The sequence below is a fragment of the Massilia norwichensis genome (genome assembly GCF_024753245.1).
Classification (GTDB): domain Bacteria; phylum Pseudomonadota; class Gammaproteobacteria; order Burkholderiales; family Burkholderiaceae_D; genus Telluria; species Telluria norwichensis.
Genome location: NZ_JANUGX010000022.1, coordinates 1 through 18,436, shown reverse-complemented (window position 1 = coordinate 18,436; position 18,436 = coordinate 1). Strand labels below are relative to the sequence as shown.

Below are 18,436 nucleotides of genomic sequence, written 5' to 3'. Positions count from 1 at the left end.
GGCGGGCTGTAAAAATTATGATGCGCATGTCTTCTTGTTACTTTTTCTGTTCAATGTTGGCGCGCGTTATCGAGCGTTTCATTGATAAGTTTGTAATTGTCTAACAGAAATGAACGGAGTGTCGCACGCGCTGTATCGGGGTGCTCATCGAAGGGCGCAGACAGCATCACAGCCGCACCGTCGTCGCCTCGTAACAACAGTTTCGACTGCGCCTGCAGCAGCTTGCCGACCGCATTGCTGGTGGTTTCGCGCTCGCCGACGCGCATCCAGTCCCAGACCACGATCGCATGGCCTTCGCGGCGCAGCACGGTCTCGCGCACGGTCAGCGTGGCGCCGCCGAGGTTTTCGGTGCGCTTGGCGGATGCCGTCTCGTGCCAGGCATCCTTGTAGCCGGCCAGGCGGTTCAGGGAGCTGATCAGGGATTTCTCGCGGTCCTGGTTGCGGTAGTACAGCACGGTCAGGGCGACCGGCGTGGCGCCGTTGGCATAGCTCTGGTGGACGGTAGCGTCAGCGGCCATGTAGTCCGGCTTCCAGTCGGTGAATGCGGGGGCCGCGGGCCAGCTCACCGGCACCTGCGCCAGCTGGACCGGCGCCGGGTTGTGGTTGGCGTGTGCGCCATACAGCGCGAACGCCGGCCACAGTGCGCACAGGGCGATCACGCCGCCGGCCATCAGCGGCAGGCGTGCGCCGGCAGCACTGTCGGCCATGCGCGCCGGGGCGGCTTTGGCGGTGTCGGCAGGCGTGACATCGGTGTCTTCGCGCCAGTAGCTGCCGATCCAGAACATGATGAACATGACCAGGCCGAAGAACAGCCAGCCGTAAATGATGTGGTCGACGCCGGTGGCCAGTTCCATGCCCGACAGGTGGCCGATCATCACGATCATGTAGGCACGCAGGCCGTTGGCAAGCACCGGCACCACCACCGACAGACCGATGAACAGGGCGCGCCGCGTCACCGAACGGTAGGTCAGATAAGCGTACAGGCAGCCCAGCGTGATCGAGGAGATCAGGTAGCGCACGCCGCTGCAGGCCTCGACCACCGACCAGTTCCCGGTCGGCAGCTCGAAACGGGTGCCGCTGCGCAGCACCGGAATGCCGGTGGCCTGCACCGCAGCCACCGTGAAGTCGGCGGTGAACTGGATCAGCGGGCCGACGAAGACTTCGCCGAAGGGCACCGCGAACAGCAGGAACAGCAGCGGGAAGGTGAAGGAACCGGCCAGGCGCGGGCCGAGCAGGGCCAGCACCGCGACCGGGATCATCGCCACGAAAGTGTATTGCGACACCACCTGCACTTCGCCCAGCTGGGCCGCCAGCCAGCCGGCGCCGAGCAGCGCCAGCAGCACCAGCGCCGGCGCATACGGCCTGGCCGGATACAGGCTGAAGTTGGCGCGGCGGCGCCAGATCAGCCACAGGCTGATCGGCAGGATCACGTAGCCGTGGGCGAAGGTCTCGGAGCTGTTCCAGATCGAGACGATCGAGCGCACGGTACCGAAGTACAGGGCGAAGGGCGCCAGCAGGGCCAGCACCAGCAGGACCAGCGAGGAACGGGCAAGCGGCGGCGTGCCCAGGCTGGCATCGGCGGCCACGCCGGGTGGGGGATTGAGCATCATTCCAGGTTCTCTCCAATGCAGGCAAGATTGCTCGACCAGCTATAGCGGCGCTGGACCTTGGCGCGCGCGGCCTGGCCGATCGCTTCGCGGGCGCCGTCCTGGCTGGCCAGCAGCGCGTTGACGGCGTCGATGAAGGCGCGGGCGTCTTCGGCCAGCACCAGTTCGGTGCCCGGCTCGGCGTCGATGCCTTCCAGCGCCTGCGGCGATACCACCACGGCGCGCGCCATGGCCATCGCTTCCAGCACCTTGTTCTGGATACCCCGCGCGATACGCAGCGGCGCCACCGCCACCGCCGCGTGGGCGATGTAGGGACGCACGTCCGGTACCGTGCCGGTTACCGTCACGCCCGCACGCTGGCCGAGCGCCTGCACCGCGGGGTTGGGACGCGAGCCGACGATGTAGAAGCGCAGGTCGGGGCAGCGCTCGCGCAGGGCCGGGAACACGCTGTCGCAGAACCACTGGACCGCGTCCACGTTCGGCCAGTAATCCATCGCCCCGGTGAACACCAGCGCGCGCTCACCGGCAGCGTAGGGGCTGGCATCGGCCTGATCGGGCGAGAAGTAATCGGTATCGACGCCGTTGTTGAAGTGGCCGATCTTGGCGGTGCTTTCCGGCGCCAGCTGGCGGAACAGGTCGGCCTCCGGAGCGGACACGAACAGCGAGGCGTCGTAGTCGCGCGCCACCTGCCGCTCGTAGTCGAGCAGGCGCGTGGCTTCGTAACGGTACAGCAGATTCATCGGAAAGGATTTCTTGTCCGCGTACTGGCGCCATTTGTCGGAGTCGACGTCGCAGAAATCGACCACCCGGCGCGCGCCGCGAAACGGATCGGCGTACTGCGCCATCGCCGACGAGAACACCAGCACGCGCTCGATGCCGTGCGCGGCGACGGTCTCGCGCACCCAGCGCGCCATGGCGGCGTCGCGGTAGTACTCGAGCGACAGCGAGCGGTTCTTCAGCAGCGCGAACAGGCTTTTGGCACGCGCCAGCAGCGGCTGCATGCGGGCGAAATGGCTGCTCGCGCACAGCGCCTCCACATGCGGCACGTATTGCCAGTCGTCCGGGTCGTCCACAAAAGTGGCCAGGTGGACCCGGTAGTGTTTGGCCAGATGCTTGAGCAGGTGGTAGGAACGGATCTTGTCGCCCTTGTTGGGCGGGTAGGGGATCCGGTGGATCAGCAGGAGCAGGTCTTCCACGATGTCGGTCCAGTGTCAGCCCAGGTTGCGGACGATGTAGGGGCCCATGAAATTCGCCACCGGCAGCGGCAGCTTCTTCCACATCTTGATGAACAGCTGGTATTTCGGGTTCAGCGGATTGTTGTCCGGCAGGGCGGTGGCGCCATACAGCTTGTACTCGTAAGGCAGGTGCTCGGCCGTGAAACCCCAGTTCTTCTTGAAGTCGTAGGCACCGGTGCCCAGCTTGCTGCGGCCGAAATCGAAGATGCGGCAGCCGCGCGCGGCGGCGGCCTGCATCAGGTTCCAGTACATGAAGTCGTTGCCGGCGACGCTGCGCGCGATGTCCATGCCGCCGCCGTAATAGGGCACGACCTCGTCGCGCCAGTAGAACGACAGCACCGAGCCCACCAGTTCATCCTTGTCGGTGAGGATGGTGCGCACTTCGCACTCGTCGCCGAAGGTCTTTTGCAGCAGGGCGAAGTATTTTTTCGGGAACACCGGGGTGCCCAGGCGGTGCACGCTGTGCGCATAGGCTTCGAACATGCGGTCGACGTTGTCCTCGACCACGCCCTTCAAGCCCAGCTTGATGCCCTTGCGGACCATCGCACGCTGCTTGCGCGGGATCGCGTTCAGGTTGGTTTCGTCGTCGGCGCTGATCTCCTTGCGGAAGGTGACGTACAGCTCCTTGGTGTGCCAGGACGCGTCGTCCGGGTGGAAGCGCCGCATGCCGCGGTATTCCAGGTGGCCGACGCCCAGCTTTTGCGCCAGCGCGTGCGCGGCCTGGTCGAGCAGGGGACGCGCCGCATCATTGGTGGCGGCAGGACCGCCATAGACGCAGAACGGCATCGCGCCCAGCGAATGGCCGAACAAGCGGCTCCTGATCTCGGCCAAGGAGAGGACGCCCTGGATCTGGCCGTTCTGCTCGACGTAGTAGAACCAGGTCTTGATGCCGAACGCCGTTTCGATCACCGCCTGCCAGCCGGACAGGTGGAAGAAGGTGGCGTCGGGGCAGGCGCGCACAAAGGCGTCCCAGCGCGCGCGGTCCTGCGGCTGCATCAGGTGCACGGTCAGCGGACCGGTTGCCGGCGCCGCGTTTTTGACTACTGCTGCTTCGATGATCGAGTTCATGCTTGATTCAGAAAAATGCGGTCCATGCGATCCCAGGCGAAGTCGCGTGCCAGGGCTTCCAGGCGGTTTTCCATCCGGTCGATGTTGATGTAGTGGCGGAAGCGCGACTTGGCATCCAGGCCTTCCGGGCGCGGCTGCTGGGTGTCGATTTCCCACGGGTGGAAGTAGAACAGCGCCGGCTGGCGGTCGTCGCGGTTGACCTTGGCCATCATCCAGCGCGACAGCGCGTAGGGCAGCAGGCGGAAGTAGCCGCCGCCGCCGGCCGGCAGGTTCCGCTTCAGCATCTGCACGGTGGTGATCGGTACTTCGAGCAGGCCGTCCGTGCCGTTCGGGTAGAACGCGAAGCGCGGCGCTTCCGGCATGCCGTAGTGGTCGTGCGCGATCGGGTAGATGCTGGAGCTGTAGCGGTAGCCGGCTTCCAAAAGTTCATCCAGCGCCCACAGGTTGGCGCGGCCGATCGAGAAGCTCGGTGCGCGGTAGCCCAGCACGGCCTGGCCGCCGATGTCTTCCAGCAGCGCCTTGGCGGAGCGGATGTCGTTGGCGAATTCGGCGCGCGACTGGTCGGAGGCGCGCAGGTGGCCGTAACCGTGGCTGGCCAGTTCATGGCCGCCGGCGACGATGCGGCGCACGACCTGCGGATAGCGCTCGGCGATCCAGCCCAGCGTGAAGAAGGTCGCGCGCACGCCATGACGCTCGAACAGCGCCAGGATGCGGTCCATGTTGGCTTCGACGCGGCACTCGCGGCTCGGCCAGCTGGCGCGGTCGATGTAGGGCGCGAAGGCGGACACCTGGAAGTAATCCTCGACGTCGCAGGTCATCGCGTTGCGGATGCGTTCCCCCGGCGCCGGCAGGCGGCGTGGGGCGAGCTCGACCATGTTCATTCTTGGTTGTCCATCGGCTGGGTTACCGCCCCCTGGGGCGTGGCGACGATCTTCTTCAGGATCGACAGTACGGAAACGATCGATTTTTCGAGGCGCATCATGCGTTCGTCCAGCACTTCGACGCTGGCCACGCGGCGCTCGCCGACGCGCTGGTCGAGCGTGCGCAGTTCCTGGTTCAGGCCGCCCAGGCTGCCGGGCAGGGCTTCCGCCACCGGCGCGGGCGCAGCCGCCTGCCCCTCGGGCACCTGGAATTCCTCGCTGATGTCGTTGATGACGGTGTTGACGTCGGCCTCGGTAAAGGCGTGCATCTCTTCCAGGTAGCCCATCAGCAGCACGCGGTCCATCAGTGTGTTGACCTTGCGCGGAATGCCGCCGCTGTAGGCGTAGATCGCGGCGTGGGCGCCATCGTCGAAGGATGGGTCGCCGTTCCAGCCGACCGTGGCCAGGCGGTGCTCGACATAGGCGCGGGTCTCCTGCGCATCCATCGGGCCCAGGTGGTAGCTGGCGATCACGCGCTGGCGCAGCTGCTGCATGCCGGGGCTGTGCAGGGTGGCGCGGAATTCGGGCTGGCCGAGCAGGAAGGTCTGCAGCAGGGATTTATCGTCGGTCTGGAAGTTCGACAGCATGCGCAGCTCTTCGACCGTGCGCGCCGACAGGTTCTGGGCTTCGTCGATGACCAGCAGGGCGCGCTTGCCCTGGTGGTCGACGTCGCACAGGAATTTTTCCAGGCGCGTCAGCAGGTCGGTCTTGCTCGCGCCTTCGTACGGCAGGCCGAACGCCGACACCACCATGCGCAGGGTGTCGTCCGGATCCAGGTGGGTGTTGACGATGTGCGCGGCGACGATCTGGTCCGACGGCAGGCGGTTGAACAGGTTGCGCACCAGCGTGGTCTTGCCCGCGCCGACTTCGCCGGTGACGATGATGAAGCCCTCGCCCTGCGACAGGCCGTACTCGAGGTAGGCCATGGCGCGCTTGTGGCCCTTGCTGCCGAAGAAGAAGTGCGGGTCCGGGCGCAGCTGGAAGGGTTTGGCGGAAAATCCGTAATAGGTCTCGTACATCGCTGCTCCGATTAGAACTGGGCGGAAAGGGAGGCTGACAACGCGTTTTCGCTGTAAGTCCGGCCGGTGCCGGCGCCACTGCCGCCGCGCACGTGGCGCAGGTCGACCGCGGCGTTCAGGCGGCGGTCGATGCGACGCGCCAGGCCGACCCGCAGCTGGCTGTGGTTTTCGGTAAAGCCGGTGTCGAGCGAGCTGACGCGGCTCAGGCTCGCGCTGGCGGTGGCCGACGTGCGCGACGACAGGCGGTAGACGAACACGCTGTTGACGCCGCGCTGGCGGGTGTTGTCGTTCAAGGTGGCCAGCTGGCTGCCGAGCAGTTCGCTGTCGCTCTGCTGCAGCGACAAGGCGGTACGCTCGCTCTTGTACACGGAGGTCACCAGGCTGCTGTGCGCCCAGTTGAAGGCGACCGCGGCCTGCAGCTGTTTCTGGCGCATATAGCGGTTGCTGAGGTAATTCACGTTGTTGGCCAGGCTGGGCGGCAGGCCGGTCGCCTGCAGGTAGGCCTGCACCGCCTGCTGGCGCAGCACCGGGTCCGGGATCGAAGCGCTGAACAGGGTGTCGAGCAGGGCGGCGGTATCGATCGTCGACGGCAGCAGGAATTGCTGGCGGGTGGTGGTGATCGCGTCGCTGTAGTTGATGCTCCAGACGCTGCGGCGGCTACGGTGGCTGGCGGCCAGCGATCCGGTCTTGCCGAAATAGCGGCGGCCGTAGCTGAGCTGCAGGCTGGTGCGTGACGACGGCGTCCAGATGAAGCCGCCGGTCCAGTTGCGGCCGCTGGTGCGTCCACCCAGCGATTGGTAATCGTATTCGTCGTAACCGCCGCTGGCGGTCAGGCTCAGGCGCTGCGAATAGCGCAGGCGCAGGTTGGCCAGGGCATTGCTGGATGACGAAGGGCCGGCTGCCCGGTTCTGCATTTCCTGGTGGTTCACCGACAGCCCCCAGCCGACGGTATGGAAGGCGGTGCCGCTGTTGAAGCTGAGGCTGCCGCTGCTGGACGTGCTCGAACCGAAGGCGTTGCGTTCGCCGGCATCGACGCCGTCGCGCGAATAGCGCAGCAGCATGTCGACCACATTGCCGTAGTGATGCTGGACGTAGGGGCTGATGCGCCAGCTTTTGACGTTGGTGCGGTTACCCGTCGAGTACAGGTTGTCGCTGACCTGCGGCCCGAAGGCCGAAATGCTCTGCGGGCCGCCGGCGGCATACACGTCGAGGAAGAGATCGTCCGCCAGCTTGGCCAGGGCCGCGGCGCTGTAATCGTAGCTGCGGTCATTCAGGTTCGGCAGTTCGCCATTCGTGTACGCGAACTGGTGCAGGCGGGCCGAGGCCGCAGCCTGCAGCCGCGCGCTGCGCTGGGTCAGCGCAAAGCCGCCCATCGCTTCGCTGACGAACTGGCCGTGTGCGCGATCGTCGGGCTGCAGGTTGACGTTGTCGGTATAGGTTTCGGTCACGCCCGCACTCGGGACAAATTTCCAGTCGGCGCGACATTCGGCCGACAACAGCAGTGCCGCCAGGGCGAGCGGCGTCAGCAGCAGCGCCCGGTCCGGACGCTTAGCCGTAGTGATAGTCATACGTCTCTTCGATGCCGGGGAGGTCCCTGGTCTTGTTATAGATGAGGTTCACGTTGTTGAAGCCTTCGAGCTGGCTCAGCGCTTCCTTGACCGCATGCTGGGTCGTGGTCTGGGCTTCGACCACCATCACGATCTGGCCCATGTGCGAAGCCAGCACGCGCGATTCGCTGGTCAGCAGCAGCGGCGGCGAATCGAAGATCACGATCCGGTCCGGATAGCGGTTGGCGATCTCGTTGACCAGGTTGCTCATCGTCGAGCTGGCCAGCAGCTCGGTTGCGCGCGGCGTGCTGGTGCCGGCCGGCAGGATCGACAGCGTATCGACGTTGGTGCGCAGCAGCACGTCGCCCATGTCGAGCTTGTCGTCGACCAGGATGTCCATCAGGCCGCGCTGGGGCGGCAGGCCGAGGGTGCGCAGCACCGAGGGACGCGCCACGTCGGCGTCGACCAGCAGTACCGTGTGGTCGAGTTCCATCGCGATGCTCATCGCCAGGTTGATCGCGGTATAGGTCTTGCCTTCGCCCGGCAGCGAGCTGGTCACCATGATCAGGTTGCCCGGCTTCTCGCCCGGCTTGCGCTCGCCGAAGGCGCGCTGCAGCAGCGGGCGCTTGATGATGCGGAAGTCTTCCAGCAGCGAGGTACGGCCGCCGGCCGCGGTCACCATGCCCAGATCGCGCATGCGTGCCAGGTCCAGCTCGACGCGGCGGGTGCTCACCTTCGGGGCCGCCGGCTGCTCGTTGGCGATCGCCGGTGCGGCCGGAATCGCGTGCACGGTGTCGTGGATGACGGTGTCGGCCACGGTCACGGTCGGGATCTCGGTCGCGCTGTGGAGCGCGGCGGCTTCGATCTGGCCGACAGGGCTGGCGGTGGCAGCGCTACGCTGCCGGTCGATGCGGCTGGCCGCTTTTTCGATAATGCTCACGTGGAACTCCTTGCAATCTTTGCGGGGCGCGCCGCGATTAAAGCGTGGGGTGGGACAGGATGGCTGCCATGCCCGCCCCATACACGCCGAACAGCACCAGCACCGACACCCCGAGGGCGGCCAGGCGGCGTTTGCGGCGTACGGTCTGTTCCGCGGTCCAGTTCATGCCGATCGAGCCGAGCACCGGCAAGCCGGTGACTTCGCGCAGGGAGGCCTGGCTGAGGAAGGTCGGACGCAGTTGGCTCATCAGGAAGGCGACGGCAATGCCGGCGACCAGGGCAGCGGCGAACACCAGCGAGAACAGGCGCAGGCGGTTCGGGCCGGTCGGCTGGGTCGGGACGGTCGGCGGGTCGATCACGCGGAAGGTCAGCATGTCGGTGGCCGACGACAGGTCGCCCGACAGGCGCGCCGATTCGCGGCGCTCGAGCAGCTTCTGGTAGTTGTCCTTGTTGACCTGGTAGTCGCGGTTGAGCTGGGCGAGCTGGGCTTCGACTTCCGGCACCAGGCCGCTCTGGGTGCGCAGGCGCGCCACGCGGGCCGAATACTCGTCGACGCGGGTGCGCATCGAGGCCACATGGGCTTCGGCCTGCGACAGCGACACGCTCAGCTGCTGCAGCATCGGGCTATAGCCGGCGCCCGGATCCGCGCTGCGCTTCTTCTGCTTGGACAGGTCGGCCTTCTGCGCCAGCAGCTGGTCCAGCAGGCGGCGATTGGCGACGATGTCCGGGTGCTGCTCGGTGTACTGCAGGCGCAGGGCATCGAGGTTCTTCTGGGCGGTGGCGATGCGGTTTTCCAGTTCCGGATCGGTGACCGGGATCTCGATGTCGCCCGGCTTGCCCGTCTTGCTCGGTTCGCCCGAGATCTGGCGGCGGATCGCATTGCGGGCCTGCTCGGCCTCGGCCAGTTCCAGGCGCGCCTGGCTCAGCTGGTCGGTGGCCTGGATCAGCTGGCCGCTGAAGTCGCCGCCGCCTTCGCGCGGCAGCAGGCCCATGTTCTTGATCTTGAACTCTTTCAGCTGGTTCTCGGCGGCGCTCAGCTTCTCTTCATACGACTTGATCTGGTCGTCGATGAATTGCACGGCCTTTTCCGAATCCTGCTTCTTGCCACCGAAGCTGCCCTCGACGAAGATGGTCAGCAGCGAGGCCACGATGTCCTTGCCCAGCTTGGGATTGTCCGCGGTGTAGGTGATCGTATAGATGTCGTCGCGTTCGGTGCCGGCGATCTTGATCTTCGACACCAGGTCGTCGACCATCTTTTCGTGTTCCTTGGTGTCCTTGGCCTTGACGTCCAGGTCCACCATGCGCATCAGTTTCTCGACGTTCGGGCGGCTGATCAGGGTGCGGCGCATGAACACCACCTGCTGATCCAGGTTGGGCAGCGTGGTCATGCCCGACAGCAGGGGCTTGAGGATGCTCTGGGTGTCGACGTAGACCCGGGCCGAAGCCTCGTACTGGTTGGGCAGGCGCATGACCACCGCCCAGCCGATCACGGCGATCGTCCAGGAGATGGCGACCGCATACCAGCGGTATTTGCCGATTGCTTTAAGGAAGTTCAGGAGGGTGGCTGTGATCTCTGCCATCTTGTCAATCTCACCAAGAAAGATCCAGGTTCATGTAGTGATCTGGATCAAAGGAACGGGAATACTCGCATCATCGCTTGTAGTCAGAGCAATTGCAATTAAGCACAAGAAAAATGTGAAGAGCTCAACAAGACGTACCCGGGCTACAACACAAATTCCTTTAAGAAACCCGGACTTAGCGCTCTTTTCGCATTGAATTTGTGAAATTATGCGTTTGGGCAACGAGAGCGGCGACGTGTGAAGCATTCATGAAGTAGACTTGCGAAATCGCAACTTTCTAAAAAAGACTGCTTCATTGTAATGTCTAAATTGCAAAAAGGGGTGCACGGTTGGTGCGCTAACGAAACACCTTCACGCGGCCGTTTGTATTTACTCGCCGTTGCCATGGCCACATGCTTGTTGAATCCGGTCATCGCCGCGGATTTGACTGCGTTGATTCCTACAATCAAGCGTTCGATCGTCGGCGTCGGCACCTTCGAACGCACGCGTAGTCCTTCTACCGTGTTCTTCGGTACCGGCTTCGTGGTGGGCGATGGCCTCAGCGTGATCACCAATGCGCACGTGGTGCCCGACACGCTGGATGAGGCCCGTATGGAGCAGCTCGGCATCGTGACCGGCGACGGTGACATGGTGCGCTTCCGTCCAGCCCAGCTGGTGGCGCGCGACACCGAGCACGACCTGGCCCACCTGCGCCTGAGCGGTCCGCCGCTGCCGGCGCTGAAGCTGGGCGATTCGGACAGCGTGCTGGAAGGACAGGCACTGGCCTTTACCGGCTATCCGCTCGGAATGGTGCTGGGCCTGCACGCGGCCACCCACCGCGCCACGCTGGCCGCGATCACGCCGGTCGTCCGGCCCTCCTTGAATTCGCGCAAGCTCGACCCGCGCCAGGTGGCCCAGCTGCAGCGCTCTTCCTTCGATGTCTTCCAGCTCGACGGCACGGCCTATCCGGGCAATAGCGGCAGCCCGGTCTACGATCCGGCCAGCGGCGAGGTGTGGGGTGTCATCAACGCCGTGTTCGTCAAGGGACTGAAAGAGACCGCGATCACGAACCCGAGCGGGATCACCTATGCGGTGCCGGTAAAACACGTGAAGAATCTGATGCAACAGAAATGACGCTTTGGGAAAGATTTCTCGTGTGCGAGCCTTTTCTCAAAGCACTATGTTATACAATACATCGCCGTTAGCGGCTTATTAACATTTTGCGTTCGATGAAGGGGAATGACGTGGGTAAGTACAAGGCGAACCTGATCAAACATACGGCCGTGGCAGCCGCCACCGTGCTCGCACTGGCACTGGGCGGTTGCGCCACCCGGGCCCCGCTGCCGCCGCAAACCCAGGTTACCAACCCCGACTACCTGATCGGACCGGGCGACAGCGTCAACATCATGGTATGGCGCAACCCGGAGGTGTCGATGTCGGTGCCGGTCCGTCCTGACGGCAAGATCACCACGCCGCTGGTCGAAGACCTGCCGGCCGCCGGCAAGACCCCGACCGAACTGGCGCGCGACATCGAAAAGGCGCTGGCCAAGTTCATCCAGCAGCCGGTCGTGACCGTCATCGTCACCAACTTCGTCGGCAATTTCAGCGAGCAGATCCGTGTGGTCGGCCAGGCTGCCAAACCGCAGGCCCTGCCGTACCGTCGCGACATGAGCCTGATGGACGTGCTGATCGCGGTCGGCGGCGTGACCGAATTCGCTGCAGGCAACCGTGCCAGCGTGATCCGCACCGTCGACGGCAAGCAGCAGAAATTCAATGTGCGCCTGGACGACCTGATCAAGGAAGGCGATATCTCGGCAAATATGCCGATGCGCCCGGGCGACGTGCTTGTTATCCCTGAAAGTTTCTTCTGATTATTTCGCGTCGATAATTTTTACACTTGCCTGCGTTCCGGCATACAATAGAAATTTCCGGGTAGTATTTCAGGCACTAAGCGCCTGATTTGAAATAATTTTTTCGGAATAAACTTTTCGTGGCCCGGAACTTGCTTTTCATGGGAAGTAAAGAACACTTCGCGTGATCGCAACAACTATCTGGGGATACCGTACGTGGCTACCGAAAATCAAGAAAACAATGGAAACGCGGCGCCGTTGTCCTTGAGCGAACGTGGTGCCACGCGGCGCAGACTGGCCAAGGCCGGCGTCGGCGCTGCCGGCGTCCTGATGACGCTGGAAAGCCGCGCCACCATGAGTCCGATGATCTGCAAGTCGCCGTCGGGCGCGCTGTCGGGCGGGCTGAGCAGCCATTACGGCCCGGCGCCCGTCTGCAATGGGCTTTCGCCAGGCTATTGGAAGAACCATACCGGCGCCTGGCCTTGCTCGACCGATACCTGGTTTGCGGATGTGTTCTATGTCTCGGGCAACCGCAGGTACTGCACCGTCAAACAGAAAAACACCAGTTACCTGTGCTCGACGATGCTGGGCCTGTTGAGCCCCCAGCGCTTCGACAAGTACAACCTGGCGATGCACGCGATCGCCACCTACCTGAATATCCGCTCCGGGAAAATCAATTTCCTGTCCGTCGAGACGCTGCTGGCAATGTGGTACGAAGTGCAGACCAAGGGCTATTACAGTCCGACTGTCGGCGTGAAGTGGTCGCCCGAACAGGTTAAGAATTATCTGCAGGCAACCCACGACTGACGAGGTGGCGAGTAGCATGTGGCGTGTGGTGCCGGGACAATCGCTTGTCTTCCGGGAATGGGACGGCGAAGCCGTGCTGTACAACGACTTGTCGGGCAACACCCACCTGCTGGACGGCGGCGCCGTCGATGTGCTGCTGGCCCTGCGCGCCCAGCCGCTCGACGCGGCCACCCTCGCGGCGCGCCTGGCCGACCGCTTCGACGCCGATGCCGATGCCTTGCCGGCCGCGATCGCAGACATGTTGACCGACCTGGCCAGGCTCGACCTCGTCGAATCCCTTCCATGCTGACCGTCGCCGACCTGCCGCGGCGCGAGCTGGCGGCCCGCCTGGCCGGCCCGGGCCTGGTGCTGCGTACCGGTCCCTTCGCCAACCGCATCCGTAGCGATATCCCGCAACTGCGCGATGGCATCGCGCTGCTGTATGCCGACTACCCGGTCGATGCGCCCGGCGGCTTTGCCGACTTCCACCTGTCGCTGCGGCGCGCGGGCGGCCTGCGCCGGTTTTTCCGTCCCCAGGTCTGTTTCTCGCACGAAGGCGTGAGCCCCTTCAAACCCTTGCCGCTGGCGCAGGCCTTTCCGATGTTCGAGTGGGTCATGAACTGGTGCGTGACGCACCGCGCCCATTCCTGGCTGATCATCCACGCCGCCGTGCTGGAGCGCCATGGCCGGGCGATCATCCTGCCGGCACCGCCCGGCTCCGGCAAGAGCACCCTGTGCGCGGCGCTGGTCACGCGCGGCTGGCGCCTGCTGTCCGACGAGATGACCCTGGTGCGCCTCGACGACGGCGCCGTGCTGCCACTGCCGCGCCCGGTCAGCCTCAAGAACGAATCGATCGGCATCATCCGCGCCTACGCCCCGGATGCAGTGCTCAGCCCACCGGTCGAGAACACCAACAAGGGCACCATCGCCCACCTGAAAGCGCCCTCGGCCAGCATCGCCCGCGTGGGCGACGTCGCACAGCCGGCCTTCATCGTGTTTCCGCGCTACGAAGCCGGCGCCCCGGTCACGCTGACGCCGATGGGACGGGCGCGCGCCTTCATGGGCGTGGCCGAGAACGCATTCAATTACCAGGTGCTGGGCATGCGCGGCTTCACCGCACTCGGCCAGCTGATCGACGCCACCGCGGCCTTCGAATTCCGGTACAGTAAACTGGACGACGCCGTCCAGTTATTCGAACGCATGGCCAGGGACGGCGCATGAAGACCTTGCCGGTTTTGCTGCGCGTACTGCGCGATCCCGCAGCCGCAGTCGGGCTGGACGCCGCCGGCTGGGACCTGCTGCTGCGCCAGGCCCTGAACGCCGACATGAGCGCCATCCTGCTGGTGCTGCTGGAAGACGCCGGCCTGCTCGAGCAGGTGCCGAAGGCGGCGCGCAGCCACCTGGAATGGGCGCGGATGACCGGCGAACGGCATGCCCGGGCGGTGCGCTATGAAGTCCTGCAGATCGGCCGGGCCTTGTCCGGCCTGGGCCTGCCGCTGATCCTGCTGAAGGGTAGCGCGTATGCGCTGGCCGGCCTGGCGGCGGGGCGTGGCCGGCTGTTTTCCGACATCGACATCCTGGTGCCGAAAGCGCAGCTGGGCGAAGTCGAGGCGGCCCTGATGCTGCACGGCTGGGCCGGTACCCACCAGGACGCCTACGACCAGCGCTATTACCGCGAATGGATGCACGAACTGCCGCCGATGGAGCACCTGCGGCGCGGCAACGTCATCGACGTGCACCACGCGATCCTGCCCGAGACCGCGGCAGTGCGGCCCGATCCCGCCAAACTGCGCGCAGCCGCGGTCGCGCTGCCCGCGCTGGACCCAGGGATGCCGCCCCTGCACGTGCTGGCGCCGCACGACATGGTGCTGCACTGTGCGGTGCACCTGTTCTCGGAAGGCGAGTTTTCGCATGGCACGCGCAACCTGTTCGACCTGCACCGTTTGCTGCTGGAGTTCGGCAGGCAGGATGGCTTCTGGGATGGCTTGCCTGCGCGCGCGCGCGCGCTGGAACTGGGGCGACCGCTGTTCTATGCGCTGCGCTACTGCCGTCGCCTGCTCGGCACGCCGATACCGGATACGGTCTTGCGCGCGACCGCGGCGGAAGGGCCGGCACAGCCATTGCGCGCATTGATGGACAGCCTGTTCCTGCGCGCACTGCTGCCCGCGCACCCCAGCTGCGCCGATGCCTTCGCACCACTGGCCCACGGCCTGTTGTATATCCGCGGCAATTGGCTGCGCATGCCCTTCTTCATGCTGACGCGCCATTTATTCCACAAAGCCTTCCTTTCTCCTGACGCAAAGCCAGTGCACTGATAATATAAAAAAATTATTGATCGGCAACCATTTCTGATGCGAGGACGACATGGGAAGCGCAGAGAACAAGTGGGTAAGGCTCCAGGATCTGCAGCACTTCCTGGCGGAAGGCAGTCTCGACGATTGCCTGCAGCATCAGGCGGCGCTGGCCGCGCAACTGCTGGGCGCCGGCAGCTGCTCGATCATGCTGCTCAACAGCGGTGCGCCGGGGCAGCTGCGCATGACGGTCCTGGCCCGCGCCGGCAACCTGCCGGATGCGGCGCTGACCGGCTCGGTGGGGCAGGGTGAAGGCATCGCCGGCCGGGTGCTGGCGAGCGGCGAAGCGCTGCTGGTCGAGGATATCGCCCGCTCCGAGCTGGCGGGCCTGGCCCAGGGACGCGAAGGCATCGGCTGCAGCCTGATGTGCGCACCTTTGCGCATCGACGGCAAGATCGTCGGCGTCATCAATGTCGCGTGCGCCAAGGACGGTCCCGCCTTCAGCCAGAGCGACCTGCAATTGCTGAATATAATGGCGCTTTTTGTCGGCAAGTCGATCCAGGTGCAACAATTGCAACGCTTACTGGACTCGCGCTTTTCCCAATTGGCATTGCTGCAGGAAGCGCGCGACCAGGTCCAGGACAAAGTGCGCCTGGCCTACCGCAACCCGGAAGACGCGGCGAAGATCCTCGCCCGCTCGTTTTTCAAGGAGATGACGAAAGCCGGTTTCGAACCCGGCCAGATCGTCAGCGCGGCAAGCGAACTGATCGAGCAACTGAACCTGAAGCTGAAGCATCCCGATTCCTGACCTTTTGTTTTCGATTCCCTGATCCATGCAAGACACCACCAACCAACTGGCGCCGGCCATCGACGCCTGGCAGGCCATGCTCGGCCCGGACAATGTGCTGCAGGGCGACGCAGCCGTCCAAGCCTGGGGCGCGGACACCACCGGCGCGGCGCGCCGGCTGCCGGCCGCGCTGCGCATCCGCGACAGCAAGCTGCTGCCGGAAGTCATGCGCATCGCCCAGCGCTTCCGCATTCCCGTACACCCGATCAGTACCGGCAACAACTGGGGCTATGGCACGGCGCTGGCGGCGCGCGACGGCTGCGTCATCATCGACCTGTCGCAACTGCGCGCGATCCTGCACTTTGATCGGGAAATGGGCGTGGTCACGCTCGAGCCGGGTGTCACGCAAGGCATGCTGGCCGAATTCCTGGCAAAGAACGATCTGCCCTTCATGGTGCCGACCACCGGCGCCGGTCCGCACTGCAGCCTGCTCGGCAATGCACTCGAGCGCGGCTATGGCGTCACGCCGATCACCGACCACTTCGCCGCGGTGACGGACCTCGAAGCGGTGCTGGCGGACGGCAGCCTGTACCGCTCGGCCATGCGCGAAGCGGGCGGGGAAGACATCGCACGCCTGTTCAAATGGGGCATCGGTCCGTATGCCAGCGGCCTGTTCACCCAGAGCGGCCTGGGCATCGTCACGCGCATGAGCATCATGCTGGCGCGCCGGCCGGAGAAGGTGAAAGTCTGCCTGTTCAGCCTGAAAGACGACAGCCTGCTCGAGCCGGCGATCGAGAAGATCCGTACCATCCTCGGCCGGCTGCCGGGCACGGTCGGCGGCCTGAACCTGATGAACCGGCACCGCGTGCTGGCCATGTCGGCGCCGTATCCGGCCAGCCAGGTCGGGGCCGACGGCCTGATCCCGCCGGACGTCATCGAAGCGCTGGGCGGCCAGTACCAGATCCTGCCGTGGACCGGCTTCGGCACCCTGTACGGCACCGCGCGCATGGTCAAGGCGGCGCAGAAGGAAATCCGGGCCGAGCTGAAAGGCGTTGCCAGCCGCCTGCTGTTCCTGAGCCAGGACAATGCGAATACCTTGTTAAAACTGTCGCGCTGGATTCCGGGGCCGGCCGGGCGCCGCCTGTCGAGCACCGCGTCGACGCTGGCCAGTTCGATGGAACTGGTGCTGGGACGTCCGAACGAGACCGCCTTGCCGCTGGCCTACTGGCGCAATCCGCAGCCGCATGGCGACGGGCCGCGCGATCCGGCTCGCGATGGTTGCGGCCTGATCTGGTACGCGCCGCTGGTGCCGATGCGCGGTGCCGGCGCGCGCGCCTATGTGCAGACGGTGCGGGAAATCACCCGCCGCCACGGCATCGAGCCCTTGCTGACCTTCACGTCGCTGAGTGACAAATTATTCGACAGCACCGTGCCGCTGTTGTTCGACCGCAATTCTCCAGCCGCGGTGGCCGCTGCCCAGGCCTGTTACCGCGAGCTGATCGCCGCCGGCCGCGAGCGTGGCTGGTTCCCTTATCGTCTGGCCGTGGATGCCATGCCCGAATTGCAGGGTTGGCTGGACGATTCGGCGCGCCTGCACGCGCGCCTGCGCCGGGAATTCGATCCGCATGATTTGCTGGCGCCGGGACGCTATCACGTGTAGTAAGCGCAGTGCTCAGCCGTTGTGTTAACTGGCGCACTGTCGGGTTATTTTACAAATTCTGTTAACTGAGGAATGCCCATACGCCATAATCTTAATTTCCTAACAATAATTCGCTTCAAGATCAGTGACTTATAAGGTACTTCTTCAAGCTGGCACGCAGGTTGCTTATATACCTGTGCTGTCGTTAATCATCAATTGAATTCCAAATATTGGAGAGAACATGAAGAAGTTACTCGCATTCGCCGCCGGCACCGTCATGAGCATGAGCGCTTTCGCTGCCGCTGCACCGTCCACCCTGCCGGCCGGTCCGGTCTACCTGAAGTTCTCGGGTCAAGAACAAATCGCCATCAACGGCGCCACCACCTACGCTGGCAGCCAGGAAATCAACTGGGGCGTGATCATCGTCTCGACCGCCGAAAAGGGCGACGTGAACACCCCGCATGACGCGGTGGATCCGAACGGCGACATTTTCTACGTCAACGGTCAGGGCGGCCAGATCACCGGTATGTTCTACGACATCCGCCAAGGCGCAGCATCGCCGACCAACCCGTTCCCGGCCACCGGCGGCTACCTGGACCTGTACTGGCGTGACCTGTCGACGATGAGCAAGTCGTCGGTCTCGAACAACGACATCGATCCGAGCGTCCGTTGCGGCTTTGACTGCGCAACCGGCTTCACCGAAGGCCAGTTCCTGGCCCGTATCATGTTCGATACCGGCATGGACATCGGTAACCCGACCAACACCATCGTTGGTAACCAGGTTCCGAGCAGCAACGGCTTCTCGGGCCAGGCTGACTCCTACGGTTCGATCGTGGAAAGCGCTGGCGGTCTGTGGGCCAACCAGCTGGATTCCGACTGGTTCGTGACCCAGCTGGGCGGTCTGCGCGATCTGCGCTTCAAGAACAGCTACAACTACAACAACAAGTGGAACAGTGGCGACAACATCCTGGGCGCACGTATCGACGATCCGGCCCAGGCATTCGCCCTGCCGGAACCGGGCGCTCTGTCGCTGATGGGTCTGGCAATGGTCGGCATGGGTGCCGCTCTGCGTCGCCGCGAGAAGAAAGCTGCCAAGTAATTTCTGGCGCGCTCACGAAAAGGCCTCTTCGGAGGCCTTTTTCTTGTGCGCTCAGCATGAGCGCACTCTTGTGGGTGAAAGTCCCACCGT

At 64.5% G+C, this 18,436-nt stretch carries 17 protein-coding genes; 9 read left to right on the top strand and 8 right to left on the bottom strand.

Annotated features, from left to right (window positions below):
* Positions 1-50: 50 nt before the first annotated feature.
* Genes xrtA through NX782_RS17445 form a run of 8 tightly spaced genes read right to left on the bottom strand, consistent with a single transcriptional unit; the run spans position 51 to position 9,915 of the window.
* Positions 51-1,610: an exosortase A gene (gene xrtA / locus NX782_RS17480; protein WP_258846758.1), complete on the bottom strand. Its 1,560-nt coding sequence runs from the start codon at positions 1,608-1,610 to the stop codon at positions 51-53.
* Positions 1,607-2,803 carry a TIGR03087 family PEP-CTERM/XrtA system glycosyltransferase gene (locus NX782_RS17475; protein ID WP_258846757.1) on the bottom strand — a complete coding sequence of 399 codons (1,197 nt, stop codon included), beginning with the start codon at positions 2,801-2,803 and terminating at the stop codon, positions 1,607-1,609. The genes xrtA and NX782_RS17475 overlap by 4 nt, the downstream gene beginning before the upstream one ends.
* A gap of 15 nt (positions 2,804-2,818) precedes the next feature.
* The gene (locus tag NX782_RS17470; protein WP_258846756.1) at positions 2,819-3,910 is read right to left on the bottom strand and encodes a FemAB family XrtA/PEP-CTERM system-associated protein; all 1,092 of its coding nucleotides are present in this window, start codon (positions 3,908-3,910) and stop codon (positions 2,819-2,821) included.
* The gene (locus NX782_RS17465; protein ID WP_258846755.1) at positions 3,907-4,791 is read right to left on the bottom strand and encodes an XrtA system polysaccharide deacetylase; all 885 of its coding nucleotides are present in this window, start codon (positions 4,789-4,791) and stop codon (positions 3,907-3,909) included. The genes NX782_RS17470 and NX782_RS17465 overlap by 4 nt, the downstream gene beginning before the upstream one ends.
* Positions 4,788-5,849 carry an XrtA/PEP-CTERM system-associated ATPase gene (locus NX782_RS17460; protein WP_258846754.1) on the bottom strand — a complete coding sequence of 354 codons (1,062 nt, stop codon included), beginning with the start codon at positions 5,847-5,849 and terminating at the stop codon, positions 4,788-4,790. Before NX782_RS17460 ends, NX782_RS17465 begins: the two co-directional genes overlap by 4 nt.
* 11 nt (positions 5,850-5,860) lie before the next feature.
* On the bottom strand, positions 5,861-7,417 hold the full coding sequence (locus tag NX782_RS17455; RefSeq protein ID WP_258846753.1) for a TIGR03016 family PEP-CTERM system-associated outer membrane protein: 1,557 nt from the start codon (positions 7,415-7,417) through the stop codon (positions 5,861-5,863).
* The gene (locus tag NX782_RS17450) at positions 7,398-8,336 is read right to left on the bottom strand and encodes an XrtA-associated tyrosine autokinase (protein ID WP_258846752.1); all 939 of its coding nucleotides are present in this window, start codon (positions 8,334-8,336) and stop codon (positions 7,398-7,400) included. Before NX782_RS17450 ends, NX782_RS17455 begins: the two co-directional genes overlap by 20 nt.
* Positions 8,337-8,373: 37 nt before the next feature.
* On the bottom strand, positions 8,374-9,915 hold the full coding sequence (locus tag NX782_RS17445) for an XrtA system polysaccharide chain length determinant (protein ID WP_258846751.1): 1,542 nt from the start codon (positions 9,913-9,915) through the stop codon (positions 8,374-8,376).
* 432 nt (positions 9,916-10,347) lie between these two features.
* On the opposite strand from NX782_RS17445, the gene NX782_RS17440 reads away from it, so the two are divergent.
* The 9 genes from NX782_RS17440 to NX782_RS17400 all read left to right on the top strand — a co-directional run bounded on the left by NX782_RS17440 (position 10,348) and on the right by NX782_RS17400 (position 18,346).
* Positions 10,348-11,028, top strand: a complete 681-nt coding sequence (locus NX782_RS17440) for a S1 family peptidase (protein WP_258846750.1) — start codon at positions 10,348-10,350, stop codon at positions 11,026-11,028.
* Positions 11,029-11,138: 110 nt separating this feature from the next.
* On the top strand, positions 11,139-11,765 hold the full coding sequence (locus tag NX782_RS17435) for an XrtA/PEP-CTERM system exopolysaccharide export protein (RefSeq protein ID WP_370661808.1): 627 nt from the start codon (positions 11,139-11,141) through the stop codon (positions 11,763-11,765).
* Positions 11,766-12,008: 243 nt separating this feature from the next.
* Positions 12,009-12,551, top strand: coding sequence for a hypothetical protein (locus NX782_RS17430; protein ID WP_258846749.1), 543 nt, complete (start codon positions 12,009-12,011; stop codon positions 12,549-12,551).
* 16 nt (positions 12,552-12,567) lie between these two features.
* Positions 12,568-12,840: an HPr-rel-A system PqqD family peptide chaperone gene (locus NX782_RS17425; protein WP_258846748.1), complete on the top strand. Its 273-nt coding sequence runs from the start codon at positions 12,568-12,570 to the stop codon at positions 12,838-12,840.
* Positions 12,834-13,751, top strand: a complete 918-nt coding sequence (locus NX782_RS17420; RefSeq protein ID WP_258846747.1) for an HprK-related kinase A — start codon at positions 12,834-12,836, stop codon at positions 13,749-13,751. The genes NX782_RS17425 and NX782_RS17420 overlap by 7 nt, the downstream gene beginning before the upstream one ends.
* Complete coding sequence (locus NX782_RS17415) at positions 13,748-14,845, top strand: nucleotidyltransferase domain-containing protein (RefSeq protein WP_258846746.1); 1,098 nt, start codon at positions 13,748-13,750, stop codon at positions 14,843-14,845. Before NX782_RS17420 ends, NX782_RS17415 begins: the two co-directional genes overlap by 4 nt.
* 49 nt (positions 14,846-14,894) lie before the next feature.
* The gene (locus NX782_RS17410) at positions 14,895-15,629 is read left to right on the top strand and encodes a GAF domain-containing protein (protein ID WP_258846745.1); all 735 of its coding nucleotides are present in this window, start codon (positions 14,895-14,897) and stop codon (positions 15,627-15,629) included.
* A gap of 25 nt (positions 15,630-15,654) precedes the next feature.
* Positions 15,655-17,268, top strand: coding sequence for an FAD-binding oxidoreductase (locus tag NX782_RS17405; RefSeq protein ID WP_258846744.1), 1,614 nt, complete (start codon positions 15,655-15,657; stop codon positions 17,266-17,268).
* A gap of 220 nt (positions 17,269-17,488) precedes the next feature.
* Complete coding sequence (locus NX782_RS17400) at positions 17,489-18,346, top strand: PEP-CTERM sorting domain-containing protein (RefSeq protein ID WP_258846743.1); 858 nt, start codon at positions 17,489-17,491, stop codon at positions 18,344-18,346.
* Positions 18,347-18,436 lie beyond the last annotated feature (90 nt).